The organism is Halopseudomonas oceani, from assembly GCF_963677335.1.
Taxonomy (GTDB): domain Bacteria; phylum Pseudomonadota; class Gammaproteobacteria; order Pseudomonadales; family Pseudomonadaceae; genus Halopseudomonas; species Halopseudomonas oceani.
This window is the reverse complement of record NZ_OY781932.1, coordinates 3,079,060-3,094,466: the sequence shown is the minus strand read 5'-3', so window position 1 is coordinate 3,094,466 and position 15,407 is coordinate 3,079,060. Positions and strand designations below refer to the sequence as shown.

Annotated in this window: 15 protein-coding genes; 7 read left to right on the top strand and 8 right to left on the bottom strand. The window is 60.3% G+C overall.

What is annotated here, in order from left to right; all coding sequences use genetic code 11:
- Positions 1 to 107: 107 nt before the first annotated feature.
- On the bottom strand, positions 108 to 1,670 hold the full coding sequence (locus ACKPCU_RS14475; protein ID WP_321347739.1) for a lytic transglycosylase: 1,563 nt from the start codon (positions 1,668 to 1,670) through the stop codon (positions 108 to 110).
- 63 nt (positions 1,671 to 1,733) lie between these two features.
- Positions 1,734 to 2,513: a hydroxyacylglutathione hydrolase gene (gene gloB, locus ACKPCU_RS14470; RefSeq protein WP_321347737.1), complete on the bottom strand. Its 780-nt coding sequence runs from the start codon at positions 2,511 to 2,513 to the stop codon at positions 1,734 to 1,736.
- Positions 2,514 to 2,584: 71 nt separating this feature from the next.
- On the opposite strand from gloB, the gene ACKPCU_RS14465 reads away from it, so the two are divergent.
- The 3 genes from ACKPCU_RS14465 to dnaQ are packed head-to-tail and all read left to right on the top strand — an operon-like array spanning position 2,585 to position 4,535.
- The gene (locus ACKPCU_RS14465; protein WP_104737695.1) at positions 2,585 to 3,358 is read left to right on the top strand and encodes a class I SAM-dependent methyltransferase; all 774 of its coding nucleotides are present in this window, start codon (positions 2,585 to 2,587) and stop codon (positions 3,356 to 3,358) included.
- Positions 3,355 to 3,807: a ribonuclease HI gene (gene rnhA / locus ACKPCU_RS14460; protein ID WP_104737694.1), complete on the top strand. Its 453-nt coding sequence runs from the start codon at positions 3,355 to 3,357 to the stop codon at positions 3,805 to 3,807. The genes ACKPCU_RS14465 and rnhA overlap by 4 nt, the downstream gene beginning before the upstream one ends.
- A 2-nt stretch (positions 3,808 to 3,809) precedes the next feature.
- The gene (dnaQ, locus tag ACKPCU_RS14455; protein ID WP_104737693.1) at positions 3,810 to 4,535 is read left to right on the top strand and encodes a DNA polymerase III subunit epsilon; all 726 of its coding nucleotides are present in this window, start codon (positions 3,810 to 3,812) and stop codon (positions 4,533 to 4,535) included.
- A gap of 59 nt (positions 4,536 to 4,594) precedes the next feature.
- On the opposite strand, the gene nhaB is transcribed toward dnaQ, so the two are convergent.
- Complete coding sequence (gene nhaB, locus ACKPCU_RS14450; protein ID WP_321347733.1) at positions 4,595 to 6,088, bottom strand: sodium/proton antiporter NhaB; 1,494 nt, start codon at positions 6,086 to 6,088, stop codon at positions 4,595 to 4,597.
- Between the two features lie 349 nt (positions 6,089 to 6,437).
- On the opposite strand from nhaB, the gene ACKPCU_RS14445 reads away from it, so the two are divergent.
- From ACKPCU_RS14445 to ACKPCU_RS14430, 4 genes are read left to right on the top strand one after another with little or no spacing between them, the layout of a single operon-like run.
- Complete coding sequence (locus tag ACKPCU_RS14445) at positions 6,438 to 7,250, top strand: crotonase/enoyl-CoA hydratase family protein (RefSeq protein WP_321347731.1); 813 nt, start codon at positions 6,438 to 6,440, stop codon at positions 7,248 to 7,250.
- A gap of 42 nt (positions 7,251 to 7,292) precedes the next feature.
- Positions 7,293 to 8,963, top strand: coding sequence for a ferrous iron transporter B (locus ACKPCU_RS14440; protein WP_321347729.1), 1,671 nt, complete (start codon positions 7,293 to 7,295; stop codon positions 8,961 to 8,963).
- Complete coding sequence (gene nudC, locus ACKPCU_RS14435) at positions 8,960 to 9,799, top strand: NAD(+) diphosphatase (protein WP_321347727.1); 840 nt, start codon at positions 8,960 to 8,962, stop codon at positions 9,797 to 9,799. Before ACKPCU_RS14440 ends, nudC begins: the two co-directional genes overlap by 4 nt.
- An 18-nt stretch (positions 9,800 to 9,817) precedes the next feature.
- Positions 9,818 to 10,468: a hypothetical protein gene (locus tag ACKPCU_RS14430; RefSeq protein WP_104737688.1), complete on the top strand. Its 651-nt coding sequence runs from the start codon at positions 9,818 to 9,820 to the stop codon at positions 10,466 to 10,468.
- Between the two features lie 60 nt (positions 10,469 to 10,528).
- Here ACKPCU_RS14430 and ACKPCU_RS14425 read toward each other — a convergent pair whose 3' ends face one another.
- From ACKPCU_RS14425 to ACKPCU_RS14405, 5 genes are all read right to left on the bottom strand, one after another.
- Positions 10,529 to 11,296 carry an SDR family oxidoreductase gene (locus ACKPCU_RS14425; protein ID WP_104737687.1) on the bottom strand — a complete coding sequence of 256 codons (768 nt, stop codon included), beginning with the start codon at positions 11,294 to 11,296 and terminating at the stop codon, positions 10,529 to 10,531.
- 205 nt (positions 11,297 to 11,501) lie between these two features.
- A complete protein-coding gene (locus ACKPCU_RS14420) occupies positions 11,502 to 12,239 on the bottom strand; it encodes a GntR family transcriptional regulator (RefSeq protein ID WP_321347724.1) in 738 nt (245 codons plus the stop codon).
- 12 nt (positions 12,240 to 12,251) lie between these two features.
- Positions 12,252 to 14,054, bottom strand: a complete 1,803-nt coding sequence (gene atzF / locus ACKPCU_RS14415; protein ID WP_321347722.1) for an allophanate hydrolase — start codon at positions 14,052 to 14,054, stop codon at positions 12,252 to 12,254.
- Between the two features lie 226 nt (positions 14,055 to 14,280).
- The gene (locus ACKPCU_RS14410) at positions 14,281 to 14,595 is read right to left on the bottom strand and encodes an SCP2 sterol-binding domain-containing protein (protein ID WP_321347719.1); all 315 of its coding nucleotides are present in this window, start codon (positions 14,593 to 14,595) and stop codon (positions 14,281 to 14,283) included.
- A 50-nt stretch (positions 14,596 to 14,645) separates the two neighbouring features.
- Positions 14,646 to 15,350 (bottom strand): histidine phosphatase family protein, encoded by a 705-nt coding sequence (locus ACKPCU_RS14405; protein WP_321347717.1) that lies wholly within the window; start codon positions 15,348 to 15,350, stop codon positions 14,646 to 14,648.
- Between the last annotated feature and the right edge of the window lie 57 nt (positions 15,351 to 15,407).

Sequence of the window (15,407 nt, the reverse complement as noted above, 5' to 3'; positions counted from 1 at the left end):
GTGCGATACAGGGGCCGTTGGTTGACGGCCCTGGGTATCAGGCGCAGGTGACCGTCAGCGATGTGCCAACGCTACCATTGTGCAGGGCCGGGCGAAAGCCCGGCCGCTCAGCGGACGAACAGCGTCAGTTGCTGGCCAGGTTGCAGATAGCGACCAACCTGGTTCCAGTCGCGAATCTTCTCCACCTGGACGTTGAAGCGTTGCGCGATGGTGTACAGCGAATCGCCTGACTTGACGGTGTAGGCCACACGCCGACCGTCATTGCCGGCGTCATTGCGCTGGCTTGCAGCGTTGCTGGCCAGCATCAGCGTGTGGCCAACGGTCAGGGCGTTGCTTTGCAGATTGTTGTCACGCTTGATGCGGTCGACGGTAGTGCCGTGGGCACGTGCAATGTTCCACAGGTTGTCGCCTGCCTGGACGCGGTAGCTGCGTTGGTTGCTGCTTGCTATCGCTTGCTCGGTGGAGGTGCTGGCCGGTGCATCGCTGAACTGCGGCAGCATCAGTGTCTGGCCTACCCGAAGCAGGCTGCCGTTGATGTCGTTCACATCACGAATGGCGCTGACAGTGAGCTGATGGCGACGGGCAATCTGGGACAGTGTGTCACCGCTGCGCACGCGGTAGTGCTGGTAGTTGATGCGCTGGTCTGCTGGCAGTTCGGCCAGAGCCTCGGTGAACTGGTCAAGACGGTCTACCGGAATCAGCAACTGGTACTCGGCGTTGGGCGCAGTGACCCGCTGGTTGAACGCCGGGTTGAGGCTCAGCAGTTCGTCGGTGGAAACGTCGGCCAATTCGGCGACCTTGCGCAGGTCGATCTGCTGGTCGAGCGTGACCTCGGCGAAGTAGGGCTCGTTGGCCAGGCTGGGAAGCACGGTGCCGTAAGCGGTAGGGCTGTCGACGATCTGCGCCAGTGCCAGCAGCTTGGGCACGTAGTTCATGGTTTCGCGCGGCAACTGCAGGTTCCAGTAGTCGGTTGGCAGGCCGAGGGCTTCATTGCGCTTGATGGCGCGACCAACGCAGCCTTCTCCGCAATTGTAGGCTGCCAGCGCAAGCAGCCAGTCGCCGTCAAAGTACTCGTTGAGCAGGCTGAGGTAGTCAAGTGCCGCCTGGGTTGAGGCCGTTACGTCACGGCGACCGTCGTACCACCAGTCCTGGCGCAGGGAAAAGTTGCGGCCAGTAGACGGGATGAACTGCCAGAGGCCAGCGGCCTGTGCGCTGGAGATCGCTTGAGGGTTATAGGCGCTTTCAATAAAGGGCAGCAGGGCGAGTTCCTGCGGCATGTCGCGGCTTTCGAGCTGTTCAACGACATAGAACAGATAGCGCTGGGCGCGAGCCGAGGTCAGTTCGAAGTAACGGGATTGGCTGGCAAAGACGATGCGCTGTTGATCAATTCGCGGGTTGTCGATGGCGGCCGGGTCAAGGCGGAAGCCGGCACGAATGCGTCCCCAGAGGGTGTGCGGCTTGGTTTCAGGTACCAGCTCGGGGGGGGCAGGCTCGACGCTGGGCGTCAGGAACGGAGAGGGTACCTTCGGGGTGCTGGCAACGCTGTAGTCAGCATCGCCCTGACGCTGGCCACTGATCTCGGTGGTCTGGCAGCCGGCAATCAGCAGCAGACCACCGAGGGACGCTGCTGACAGCACTCTGGGCAAGATGGCAGATACCACACGACGCATGAACGACCCCCAAAATGAGGTCGATTCTATGGAGCCCCTCAGGGAGGGTCAAGGCACGATTGGTCAGAAGCGATCCTTCCAGGCTCGAATTGCGGCGAAGGTCTCTACCCCGGGAGCCACGGAGACACCGCCTTGGTCGCTGGCTGCCTGCGTCACAGCGTCGCAGTTGAAGCGCAGGAAGGGGTTGGTGCGCTTTTCCAATGCCAGATCAGTGGGCAGTGTCATGCGACCCGCGGCGCGTAACTCGTCGACCACTTCCAGGCGCACCCTGATGTCGGCGTTGTCCGGTTCGACTGCGCGGGCGAAACGCAGATTGGCCTGGGTGTATTCGTGTGCACAGTAGATGCGGGTGTTATCCGGCAGTGCAGCCAGCCGCGACAGGGAGTGGTGCATCTGCTCAGGCGTGCCTTCGAACAGCCGGCCGCAACCGCCAGCAAACAGGGTATCGCCGCTGAGCAGCCAGGGGTCACCTGCGTTGTCGCAGAAATAGGCGATGTGGCCGAGGGTATGACCGGGCACGGCGATAACCTCAAGCGTCAGGCCAAACAAGGTGATGGTGTCGCCGTCATTGAGCGCTCGGTCGCGGCCGGGAATGGCTTCAGCCTCGGGGCCCCACACCTTGCAGTCGGTGCCGGCTTTCAGAGCATTGACACCACCGACATGATCCGGATGGTGGTGGGTGATCAGGATATGAGAAAGGCTGTATTCGGGGTGGCGTCCCAGCCAATTGATGACGGGCTTCGCATCGCCGGGGTCGACAGCGGCAACCTGTTGGCGCTGCTCGTCGACCAGCAGCCAGATGTAGTTGTCATTGAAAGCGGGTAGCGCGATAAAGGTGGACATGAGGCAGCTTTTCCTTAACGTGTAAGGCTATCTTAGCGAATTGTGCCGATGGCAAGTACCGTGGAGAGGTAATGGAGATCAGCGAAGCAAAGCGCTCGATCAGTCAGGCCGACATGTTGCGACTGCTGCAGGAGGCGCGACAATGGCTGGAGCAGCCGGCCGGGCAGATGCTGCTGCAGGCTGAGTGCACTACGCAGCGCGAATTGCTGCCCAGCTGCTTTGGTCAGCACCTGGTGCAGTACGGACTGGCGCCCGGCTTGCTGGCACCCGAGGTGAAGGTGCTGCGCCACTGCTGGCATCTGGATATGCTCGGTCAGGGCGAGAGCATTGCCGTTGATGAGGCTTTCTGGCCCTTTGCGCCGCAGGCGCTGGATGTCGTGGTTCTGCATCACGGTCTCGATTTCAGTCTGTCTCCCCGGACCTTGCTGCGTGAGGCCAGTCAGACTGTTCGCGCGGGTGGTCATCTACTTATCTTCGGTTTCAACCCTTGGAGCACCTGGGGCTGGCAGCACTACTTTGGCAGGGGCTGGTTTGGTGAGGCCGGTTTTGTCAGCCCGGCGCGTTTAGTCGATTGGCTTGAGCTGCTTGGCTTTACGGTGGAGAAACGCATCGATGGGTGCTATCGTCCGCCGCTCGCTTCCGGCACCTGGTTACAGCGACTCGATTTCATGGAGTCGCTGGGGCAGCGTCGTTGTTTGCCGGGTGGTGGATTCTATTGCCTGCTGGCGCGGCGCCAGATGCTCGGCGTGACACCCCAGCGCGAGCGTGGAAGGGGGTTCCCGACGCTGGTGATGCCGCCTTTGGCTGCGGGGAGTCGGCGGGCGCATAAACGGGATGGTAGATGAGTCAGACAATCGAAATTTATACCGATGGGGCGTGCAAGGGTAACCCTGGGCCCGGCGGTTGGGGGGTCTTGCTGCGCCTGGGCCCGAATGAAAAGCGTCTTTATGGTGGCGAGCTGGAAACCACCAATAACCGAATGGAGCTGACGGCTGCCATTCGCGGCCTGGAAGCGCTCAAACGGCCTGCTGCCGTCGTTCTGACGACAGACTCGCAGTACGTGATGAAAGGTGTCCGTGAATGGATGCCGAACTGGAAAAAACGTAACTGGCAGACCGCCAGCAAGCAGCCGGTCAAGAATGTGGATCTCTGGCAGCAGCTGGACGCGCTGGTCAGCCAGCATGAAGTGGAATGGCGCTGGGTGCGCGGCCATACCGGGCACCCGGAGAACGAGCTGGCCGACCAACTGGCCAACCTGGGTGTCGAACACGTCTTGAACGAGCGGAAGGGCTAAGCATGCGTGAAGTGGTACTGGATACCGAAACCACGGGTATCGAGCACAAGGAAGGCCATCGGATCATCGAGATCGGCTGCGTCGAGGTCATTGATCGCCGTCTGACCGGCCGGCACTACCATGTCTACATCAATCCTGAGCGCGATATTGATGAAGGTGCGCAGGCGGTTCACGGGATTTCGCTGGATTTTCTCGCCGACAAGCCGGTGTTCGCCGACATCGCCGACGATTTTATGAACTTCGTTACCGGCTCGCGTCTGGTCATCCATAACGCGGCCTTCGACGTTGGATTCCTCGACAGTGAGTTGACTCGGCTCAATCGTGGGCATGGCCTGATTGCCGATCACTGCAGCGTGCTCGACACTCTGGCCATGGCGCGGGAGAAGCACCCGGGGCAGCGCAATAGTCTGGATGCCTTGTGCAAGCGCTACGGGGTAGACAACTCTCAGCGTGAGCTGCACGGCGCCTTGCTCGATGCCGAGATTCTGGCTGATGTCTACCTGATCATGACCGGTGGCCAGACTGCGCTGTCACTGGCTGCGCATGGTCAGGGAGAGGGCGGAGATGGCAACGCCGTAAGTGCGATTCGGCGCATCGACCCGGCACTGCGCGAGCAACTGCGGGTGCTGCGCGCCAGCACTGAGGAGCTGGAAGCGCATGACCAACGTCTGGCGGCGGTAGAAAAGTCAGCCGGGTTTGCCCTTTGGCGCGGCGCGCCCGAGCAGTGATCTGAGCAACCACGCCAGTAGCAAAAAGCCCCGCTGATTTCAGCGGGGCTTTTTGCTTTCTAGAGCCAGTAGGTAACCGCAAGCAAGCCGACGCCACCCAGTACCAGAGTGTAGGGCAGCGCCATGAAGACCATGCGCCCGTAGGACAGTCGCACCAGCGGCGCGATCGCCGAGGTCAGCAGGAACAGGAACGCCGCCTGACCGTTTGGTGTGGCGACGCTTGGCAGGTTGGTGCCGGTGTTGATGGCAACAGCAAGCCGCTCAAATTGCTCCAGCGTGATCTCGCCGGCGTCCAGGCTCTGTTTGACCTCGCTGATGTAGACGGTAGCGACGAAGACGTTGTCGCTGATCATCGACAAGACGCCGTTGGCAATGAAGAACATGCTGGGCTGCTGCTCAGGCGGCAGCGCGAGCACTGCATGGATGATTGGGCTGAACAGGTGTTGCTCGTGGATGACCGCGACAATGGCGAAGAACACCACCAGCAGCGAGGTGAAGGGTAGGGCCTCCTGGAAGGACTTGCCGATCTGGTGTTCATCGATGATGCCGTTGAACGAGGCGATAAGAATGATGACCATCAGGCCGATGAAGCCAACTTCGGCCAAATGCAGCGCCAGACCGATCACCAGCAGAATGGCGGCAATGGCCTGCACCATCAGGGCGGCTTTCTGTGGTGCCTTGCGTTTGGCCTGTTCTGCTGTGGCGAAGTCCTCGAGGACTTTGCGAACCGGGCGTGGCAGGCGGGCGCCATAGCCGAACCAACCGGTTTTTTCCAGCAGCAGGCAGGTCAGCAGACCCGCGGCCAGAACCGGCATGCTGACCGGTGCCATCAGTTTGAAGAACTGAATGAAGTCCCAGCCTGCTACCCCCGCGATCAGTAGGTTCTGTGGCTCGCCAACCAGGGTGCAGACGCCGCCGAGTGCCGTGCCTACGGCACCGTGCATCAGCAGGCTGCGCAGAAAGGCGCGGAACTCTTCCAGGTGCTCGCGGTGCAGCGGGTTCTCATCGGGGTCTACGCTGGCGCCATCGCTCGGCCCGGCTGAGGCGACCTTGTGGTAAACGCCGTAAAAGCCGACCGCCACGGTGATGATGACTGCCGTTACCGTCAGGGCGTCGAGGAAGGCAGACAATACCGCGGCAACCAGGCTGAATAGCAAGGCCAAGGCTGACTTTGATCGTACACCGAGAATCAGCTTGGTGAAGGTCAGCAGCAACAGATCCTTCATGAAGTAGATGCCGGCGACCATGAACATCAGCAGCAGAATCACCGGGAAGTTACCCAAAACCTCTTTGTAGAGTGCTTCAGGCGAGGTCATGCCGATGGCCAGGGCTTCCATGGCAAGCAACCCGCCGGGTAGCAGCGGATAGCACTTGAGCGCCATCGCAAGCGTGAAGATGAACTCGATGATCAGGAGCCAGCCCGTCAGGTAGGGGCCAAGCAGCCACATCGCCAGTGGATTGAGCAGCAGGAAGGCGATAATCGTGCGCTTATACCAGCCGGGCGCCTGGCCCAGAAAGTTGTGCGCCAATGCCGGTAGGATGGCTTCAGACATGTTGAAAGTCCTGTTTCAATGGGGAAAGTGCGTCGAACAACTCCCTGCGTACCGCTCCTGGCGGCAAGGGGCTGTTCGACGTGCTCTCATCGGCTCGCGGCAAGCATAAACCACCCGTGCCGTAATGGCTGCCCCGTCGCAGGTCTTTGTTAGCCCTACTTTGGGCGCGGCCCAGTAGTCCAAGCGCGTCGCATTTTCAGTATCTTAGGCGCGCTTGCTGAGTATTTGGTTATGGAGTTTAACTGTTAGCTTGATATAGTCATGTTAATGCAATTATTCCAAGGAGGTGTCTGACCTGGATCAGATTCGGGTCGGACGCCTGTTGTTACCTACAAGAAAAAGGTCGCATATGCCGGATTACAAGACGCTGCTGGTGGAACAGGTGGGCAAGGTCGCTCATGTTCAGATCAACCGTCCGGAAAAGATCAACGCCATGAATCGTGAGTTCTGGCTGGAGATCATCGAGGTGTTCAACTGGATCGACGAAACCCCGGAGGTGCGTTGTGCCGTCATTTCCGGCGCCGGCAAGCACTTCTCGGCGGGTATCGATCTGCAGATGCTGGCCGAGGCCTCCAGCGGCATGGACCAGGATATCGGCCGCAAGGCCGAGGCGATTCGCCGCAATGTGCTGCAGTTGCAACACTCTTTCAATGTCATTGATCGTTGCCGTAAACCGGTGATTGCCGCCATTCATGGCTATTGCATCGGCGGCGCTATTGACCTGATTTCTGCCTGCGACATGCGTTACAGCACCGAGGACGCCAGCTTTTCGATCAAGGAGATCGATATGGGAATGGCGGCTGATGTGGGGACGCTGCAGCGTTTGCCGCGCATCATTGGCGATGGCATCATGCGGGAACTGGCCTATACCGGTCGCGCGGTCGATGGCCACGAGGCTGCTCGTATCGGCTTGGTCAATCGAACCTGGAGCGATCACATTCAGCTAATCGCCGGGGTCATGGAGTTGGCACAGACAATTGCCTCGAAGTCGCCGCTGGCTATCCGCGGCACCAAGGAAATGATTCGCTTCAGCCGTGACCACAGTGTTGAGGATGGACTGAACTATATCGCCACCTGGAACGCCGCGATGTTGCAGTCCGATGACCTCAAGGCTGCGGTCATGGCGCATATGAGCAAGCAAGCCCCCAAGTTTGCAGACTGATCGACAATCGCGCTACGCAGGGATGGTGGGAGACTGAATGCCATGTTGACCGGTACCACTTCACTGGATCTTGTCAGGGACGAACTCTTCGCCAGCATGGGTGAAGTGGAAAACCTGCTGCAACAGTTCCTCGAAGATCGCCAGAACGGCAGCCTGCTGCAGCAATCAATAGAAGGGCTGCAGCAGCTGCGCGGTACGCTGGCGTTGATCGAACTCAAAGGAGCAGCGCTGCTGCTCGACGAGATGATTGGCCTGGCGATGGACATTCCTGTCCATGACGGCGATGAACGCAATGCGCCGTTATCCGCCCTGTGTGATGCGCTGTTTCTCTTGCAGCGCTATCTGGATCAGGCACGGCAGCAAGGGGGAGAACGCCCCGAGCTGCTATTGCCGATGATCAACCAGATGCGCGCACACCGCTCGGGTGTACCGCCGCTGCCTGACGGTCACTTTTATCCATTGCCGGTTGCTGGCCTGCCTGCCGGGTTCCGTCCAGGCTCGAATGAAGCTGGTGATGCCAAGGTGTTCGGCCGCCTGCGGCAGATGTATCAACTGGGTTTGCTGGGGTTGCTGCGTGATGACGGGCTGGCTGCTTCGATTCCGCTGATGCAGCGCTCGTTGTCTCGTTTCGAAGCTGGCCTGACCTCGCGTATGGCGACATTGTGCTGGGTCGCTGGCGCGGCGTTGGAAGCACTTGAGCAGACGCCATTGAATCTGACGCCGATGCGCAAGAAGCTGTTTGCTGCGCTGGATCGCGAGATTCGCAATGCACTGGCTTCCGGTGCCAGTCACCGACTGAATGAGGGGTTGCTGCGCGAGCTGCTCTATATGGTGGCGCTGGCGGATCCCAGCTGTGATCGCTGTGTCGAGGTCAGTACGGCCTACCAGCTGCCTGATCCCGGATTTACCGAGTATGAGCTGAACGAAGCCTTCGCCCGTCTCCATGGTCCCGGTATTGACGTGATGCGCTCGGTAGCCGAAGCGCTGCGAGAGGAAGTTAACGCGATCAAGGACCTGCTGGATCTGCTGGCGCGCAATGCCGGCGATTCCGATCAGTCTCTGGAGAGCCTGTCTTCCGGCCTGGATCGGCTCTGGAAGACACTGGCGATGCTTGATCTCAAGGCAGAATCGGACGCCATCAGTGCGATCAGCGGCCGCCTTGATGACTGGCAACCGGGGCGGCTTGATGTGCTCGAGCAGGTTGCTGATGCAGTGTTGCGTGCTGAAACGGCGGTGAATCGACTCGACTCTTCGCTTTTCGGCGGCGAGTCGACGTCGGGTGATAAGAGCGAATTTGGCGAGCCGCTGGAGCTCAAGGAAGCCCGGATTGTGCTGATCGAGGAGTCTCAGGCCGGGTTGGCACTGGCCAAGCGGGCTATTACCGCGTACATGGAATCGGGCAACGATGCCATGCACCTGCTCAATGTTCCGCCGTCACTGGAAACGGTGCGCGGTGGTCTGGTGTTTCTGGGCATGGGCCGTGCCGCCAGGATCATCAACATGGCGGCACGCTTCATTCGCGAAACGATGCTTGAGCGCAAACAGGTGCCTGCCGACGCTCAGCTTGAGGTGCTGGCCGATGCGCTGACCAGCATTGAGTTCTATCTGGAGTCCGCCGAGCGCGCGACCGTGACGACCGCTGATGTGCTTGCGCTGGCGGAAGAGAGTATGGCCGAACTGGGATACGCTGTATCGGGGAATGCGTCCGAATGAGATCTTTTCGTGTGTTTCAACCTGCCACCCAGCTGAGTGTTGAGTCGCAGCGCGATGGCATTGTTGTGGTTTTCTACCAGAACCAGTTCGCGATGTACGACGGCAGTCTGCTGCACGACCCTGACCAGGCCATGTACTTCGGTGACGTCGAGCATCGCCTGCCGCTTGGGCTGGTGGATGGTCGGCCCTGTCAGCTGATTTACCTGAGCGATAGCCTGGATACGCCCGGTCTGAGCTGGCATGGCCTGCGTACGTTGGTTGGACAGGTAGACGACCAGTTGTTTCGTCTGCTGGGTGTTGCTCAGCAACTTAACGCCTGGTACCAGAGCCACCGCTTCTGCGGCTGCTGCGGCGACCCGATGCAGCCGCGCGAAGAGGAGCGGGCGATGGAATGTGTGCGCTGCCAGCGGCGTGAGTACCCCAAGCTGGCACCCTGCATTATCGTCCTCATCACGCGTGGCCGTGAGGTGTTGCTGGCGCGTTCGCCGCACTTTCCGCCGGGTTTCTTTAGTACCCTGGCGGGCTTCATTGAGCCGGGTGAGTCGGTGGAAGAGTGTCTGCACCGTGAGGTAAAGGAGGAAGTCAATCTTGAGGTCTGCAACCTTGAATATCTTGGCAGCCAGAGCTGGCCGTTCCCCAATTCGTTAATGCTGGGCTTTCACGCCGAGTATGCCGGTGGTGAGATTATTCCCCAGGAAGGAGAAATCGAAGAAGCCTACTGGTGCTCGCTTGATGACCTGCCGAAGATTCCGCCGCGCGGCACCATCTCGCGATGGCTGATCGATTGTTATCTTGCACGTCAGGCAGGCGTCGATCAGCCGCCGGTGCCGGCCTGATTTCGGCGAGGAGCCACTATGCAATTCCTAGGACTGGCCCTGATTGCTGCTGTTGTTGCCGCGCTGCTGGTATTGCTGGCGCTGAGGCAGGGTTGGCGAATGAACTGGCTGGGCGGATGGCTGCGCGGCAACCTGTTGCTGGCGTTGCTGGCACTGGCGGCGGTTGTCGGTCTGGCTGCGTGGGATGTCCAGCACTTTCGGGTGATCGAGAGCAAGGTGACTGCGGGCACCCTGACATTTACCCAAGTCGCGCCTCAGCACTATGAAGCGGTGATCTCCGGGCCTGAAGGTGAACAGAAAGTCAGTCTGGCTGGTGATCTGTGGGAGATTGAAGTGCAGGTGTTGCGCTGGCAGGGTTTGGCTTCGGTGATTGGACTGGAAGATGGCTACCGTTTGCACCGGCTACTGGGCCGCTACCTGGCGCTGGAGCAACAGCGCGATGCCAGCAGTGGACTGTCCGCGAATCTAAACCCGACACCGGCGTGGCGCGATGTCTGGGTTTGGGCGGATCGGCTGAGCGGGCGCTCGCTGGTTCAGGCCGATGCGTTTGAGGTGCGCTTTGTGCCGCTGGTTGACGGAGCTCGCTTCTCGCTCGATATCGGCCCTACCGGGCTGACGCCGGAACCCTTGAATGCGCAGGCCAAGGCGGCGATGAAGCGCTTTCAGTAAGCGTTGTGTGGTGACAAAAAAGGGCTGCCCGAGGGCAGCCTTTTTAGTGTCGCCGGTGGATCAGGCAAGCATGCCGCCGTCGACGTTGATTGCGGCGCCAGTGGTGTAGCTGGAAGCATCGCTTACCAGGTACAGAACGGTGCCTGCCATTTCAGATGGGTCAGCGGCCCGTGCCAGCGGGATGCGCTCCAGCGCGGGCTTGAGGATGGCGTCGTTGGTAGTCAGGGCTGAAGCGAACTTGGTGTCGGTCAGGCCCGGCAGCAGTGCGTTGCAGCGGATACCGAACTGGGCGGTTTCTTTTGCGAACACCTTGGTCATGTTGATGACTGCGGCTTTGGTGATGGAATAGATGCCTTGCAGTTGGCCAGGAACCACGCCGTTGACCGAGGCAACATTGAGGATGTTGCCGCCGCCATTTTCGCGCATCAGCTTGCCTGCTTCGACCGACATGAAGAAGTAGCCACGGATGTTGACGTCAACAGTCTTCTGGAAAGCGCCCAGATCGGTGTCCAGCACGTTGCCGAAGTAGGGGTTGGCAGCGGCGTTGTTGACCAGAATGTCCAGCTTGCCGAACTGCTCGCGGATGGCTGCGACGGTAGCCACGATCTGATCCATGTCACCAATGTGGCAGGCCAGTGCAGAAGCCTTGCCGCCGGCGGCAACGATCGCGTCGGCAACCGCCTGGCAGTCGTCGATCTTGCGGCTGGAGATGATCACGTGTGCACCCTGTTGGGCCAGCAGCTTGGCGATGGCCTCGCCGATACCGCGGCTGGCGCCGGTTACCAGGGCAACTTTGCCGTCCAGGTCGAACAGTTGGGTCTTTTGCATGGTGGTTCCTTGTTGTCTTGCTGCCCCGGCTCACGAGGCTGTCAGTGGGTGCCGGTCAGTTGCTTATGGCAAGCTGTCTGCGATACGGCGTGACCGCCTAATCTAATGCAGTGGCAGGGTACGAACAAGAAAACCGCGGATCAATCAGGGGTGGTGTTGCCCGCTCATTGTGTTGATCAATGGGGTAACCGGATCCGCAGTGAGTTTAGCTGAGCATTGCTGTCTCCGGACCTTGCAGCGCCTGCTGGCGAGCCTGCTGCAGCATGTGCAGGGTGACCTTGCGCACCTCGGCCTTGCTGGCCTCGATATGCTCAAGCAACAGTTGCTGGGCTGCCTGCAGGTTGCCGGCGTTGATCTGCTGCAAGATCATGGCGTGTTCCTGGTACGTCTTTTCCAGTCGCTCTGCGCGCTCAAAGTCCAGCTTGCGAATGACCCGTATGCGTTCACAGATGTCGGCGTGCAAGCGGGTCATTTCACTGTTCCCGGCGGCCTCGACCAGCTGGCAATGAAAGCGTTCGTCCAGCATGAAGACGTGATCACCTTCGGTATGTCGCTGCGCCGGTGGAACTGCCCACAGGTCATGCAGTTCTGTCAGTACCTCGTGCGCCACCGGCCCGGAGTCGCCCGTGCAGAGGCGGCGTACCGCCTCCATTTCCAGCACGATACGCAGCTCATATAGCTCCTCGAACCGGGCGAAGTCGAAGGCGCGAACCTGCCAGCCGCTGCGAAAGCGCACCTCCAGATAGCCTTCGCGCTCCAGCTGATAGAGCGCTTGGCGCACCGGCGTGCGGCTGGCGTCCATGCGCTCGGCGATCTCGCTTTCCGAGAAGCGATCGCCCGGGAGCAGGCGAAAGGACAGGATGTCCTCCTTAAGTTGGCTGTGGATGCGTTCGGCGAGACTTTCTCGCCGGGCTGTCGTCCTGGCGGGCTGGTTCAGCTGCATGCGATGCCTCGCTCAGGCTGCGTTCAGACTGGCGATGAACGCGCGCCAACCGCCGAAGCCGGTGATGTCGCGGGCATTGGCCAGTGCGGCCGGTTCACAGATGAAACCTTTCACCCAGCGACCATCCGCCAGCTGCAGGTTGCCGATCCCCAGTGGCGGCGGGATCTCGGCGACGAACTCACCGAAGCGGGCCAGCGGGATGTCCCACAGCTCGACTATGATCTGTGCGCCATCCTGCGCGACGCGAGCCAGGCCCGGCTTGGGTGGGACAGTGCCCGGCAGGGCATACAAGCGGTACTCAGGGCAGGTCAGGGTTTGTTCGACCAGCACGGCGTCGCGACTGGTCAGCTGGAAGTTCAGCGGCATGCCGGTGAGGTGAGCGCCAACCACGGCAACCCGCACGCTGCCAGGAGCCTGATTGGCCTGCGGCGCGGTTGGGCAGGGCTTCTGGGTCGCACCCAGCGGGAGCGCCTGGGCCTGCTGCCAGCGTTTGCCCAGCTCGGCCAGGGCGTGATCGTGCCAGGCCGGTGCGATCAGGGTGACGCCAGCGGGTAAGCCGTCTTCGCGGAAGCCCGCAGGGATGGCCAGGGCGCTGAGATCGGCCAGGTTGGTGAAGTTGGTGTAGGTACCGAACTGGCTGTTGTAGAGCACCGGTTCATCCGCCATTTCGCTGATACGGCGAATGGTCGGGGAGGTTGGCACCAGCAGCGCGTCGAACTCGGCGAGAATCAGGTTGATTTGGCGAGAGAGTTCGGCGCGCACGTACTCGGCCCGATAGGCATCGCAGGCGCTGTATTTGTGACCGCCTTCGACAATGCCGCGAACTACCGGGTCCATCTTGTCCGGGTCCATCTCACCAACGGCGACCGTGCGCTCCGCCACCCAGGAGCCTTGATACAGCTGCGCGGCCAGCTCGGCAAACGGGCTGAAGTCAATTTCTACCAGTTCGGCGCCAAACGCCTGCCATTTATCGAGTGCAGCCTCAAAAGCGGCCTGCATCTGGGTGTCACCAAAGAACTCGGGATTGGCCGGTATCGCCAGTTTCGGCTTGGTGCTCAGGCCGACTGGTGCGGTACACGGATTGGCGCGGCTGTAGGCGTCGCTGGGGTCAAATCCGCCAGCCACGTTGGCAACGATTTCTGCATCTGCGACCGTCAGGGCGAACACCGAGATGCAATCGAGTGTTCGGCAGGCCGGTACCAGCCCGGTATTGGAGAGCCAGCCACGCGTGGGCTTGAGACCGACAATATTGTTGAAACCAGCCGGTACGCGCCCGGAGCCGGCGGTATCGGTACCCAGCGCAAAGGGCACCAGTCCGCGCGCGACCACGCTGGCTGAGCCAGAGCTGGAGCCGCCGCTGACGTAGTCTGGGTTGAAGCTGTTGCTGACGGCACCGTAGGGTGAGCGCGTCCCGACCAGGCCAGTGGCGAACTGGTCCAGATTGGTCTTGCCAATCAGGATGGCGCCGGCGGCGCGCAGCCGGGCAACGACCGTGGCGTCGTCGTCGGCTTTGTGGGCGAAGGCCGGGCAGGCGGCGGTGGTGTTCCAGCCCGCTGCATCGATGTTGTCCTTGATGGCAAACGGGACGCCGTACAGCGGCAGCGACTCGAATTTGCCCTCTGCTTTGTTCAGCAACTCCTCCAATGTGTCGAGCTGTGCGCTCAGCTGGGCATCGCTGGCAAGGCTGATCCAGGCGTTGTCTTCACTGTCCAGTTCGTTGCGCAAGCTGCTCAGTAGTGCGGTCGGGGACAGCTTGTCCTGTTGATATGCCTGTTGCCAGTCGGAGAGGGTGAAGCCGAGGGTGTGTTGCGTCATGTCTGAATACCATCTTGGATACAAGTTGGTATTTCCTGAGCAAGCACCATGCCGTTTTTGTTTTTAATAATAAAAACAATGTGTTATGTGATTTTTCGGAGTTTTTTACGGTTTCCGATAGAGGGGAGTGCCGGCTGCTGGTGCACGCGGGAAAGCGGAAGGGGCGTTGTGGTGCAGGGATAAATGCGGGTTGTCGTGAGCCGACAACCCGCATGGGGGACGCGGCTTAGGCCGGGAACAGCTCGCCCAGCTTCAGCGCCAGCATCATGTCGCCTTCAGCGCGCAGTTTGCCGCCCATGAATGCTTGCATGCCGTCGGTTTCACCGGTCATGACGCCGACCAGGGTTTCCTTGTCCATGATCAGGGTAACGTTCGGATCTGCTGCCTCGCCCTGAGCCAGTGCGCAGGTGCCGTCCTTGACGGTGACGTTGAAGTTTTCGTCGTCAGTGATGTTGAACTGGAATACCAGATCCAGACCGGCTGCAGCGGCTGAGTTGAACTTGGATTCCATTTGGCTGGTGATTTCTGCAACGGTAGTCATCGGTGGTTCCTTTGGTAGTTAAGTGCAGGGCGCGGTATGCGCCCTGCGAATCATCTGAAGCTGATCCACTCGGGTTGCTGATGGATCTCAAGGTGAGCCTGGCTGTTGAAGGACGCCAGGCTCAGCTTGTCTGCACGATATTGCAGTCGGCTTACAGAGGTATTCACAATCTGCCAGTTCAGTTCGAATGCGCTGGTGGCTGGCATGTTCGTGATGAGTTGCAGGGCGGCGGTAATGGTGCCGCCCGAGGCGAATATGGCGACATTCTGGCCGCTGCCGCTATTGGCGCTGATGACTCGGCGCAGGCCGCCGGCGACCTGATCAACATAGCTTTGCCACGAGGGGCAGTCGCTACGTTCGTTGGTGTCGGTGATCCACAGCGAGACAGCGTGGCTGAAAACGCGCTGAAACTCTTTGCGGTACTGGCCGGCGTTTCTCAGGTAGTGCTCGGCGTCAGGGATAGCCTTGAGAACTTGCGGCAGATAGCTCTCAACGACCTGATCGGAGTGATATTCGTTGAACGCGGCATCGTTCTGGATCGGCAGATCGGATTGGTTCATCGCCTCCAGCGCGTGGCGGCCGGTGTCGATCTGACGCTGCAGGGTGCCGGCGTAGCAACTGTCGAACTGCATGCCCAACTGGTGGAAATGCTCGCCGCATAGTTGCGACTGACGAATTCCCAGCGGAGAAAGGACGTCATAGTTGGCAGCGCCAAGCGATGCCTGTCCGTGCCTGATCAGGTAAATACTGCCCACAATCTACCGCCTTGTAATGATTTGTATACGGAGGTTAGGGCTAAGCTCGCGAGGCTG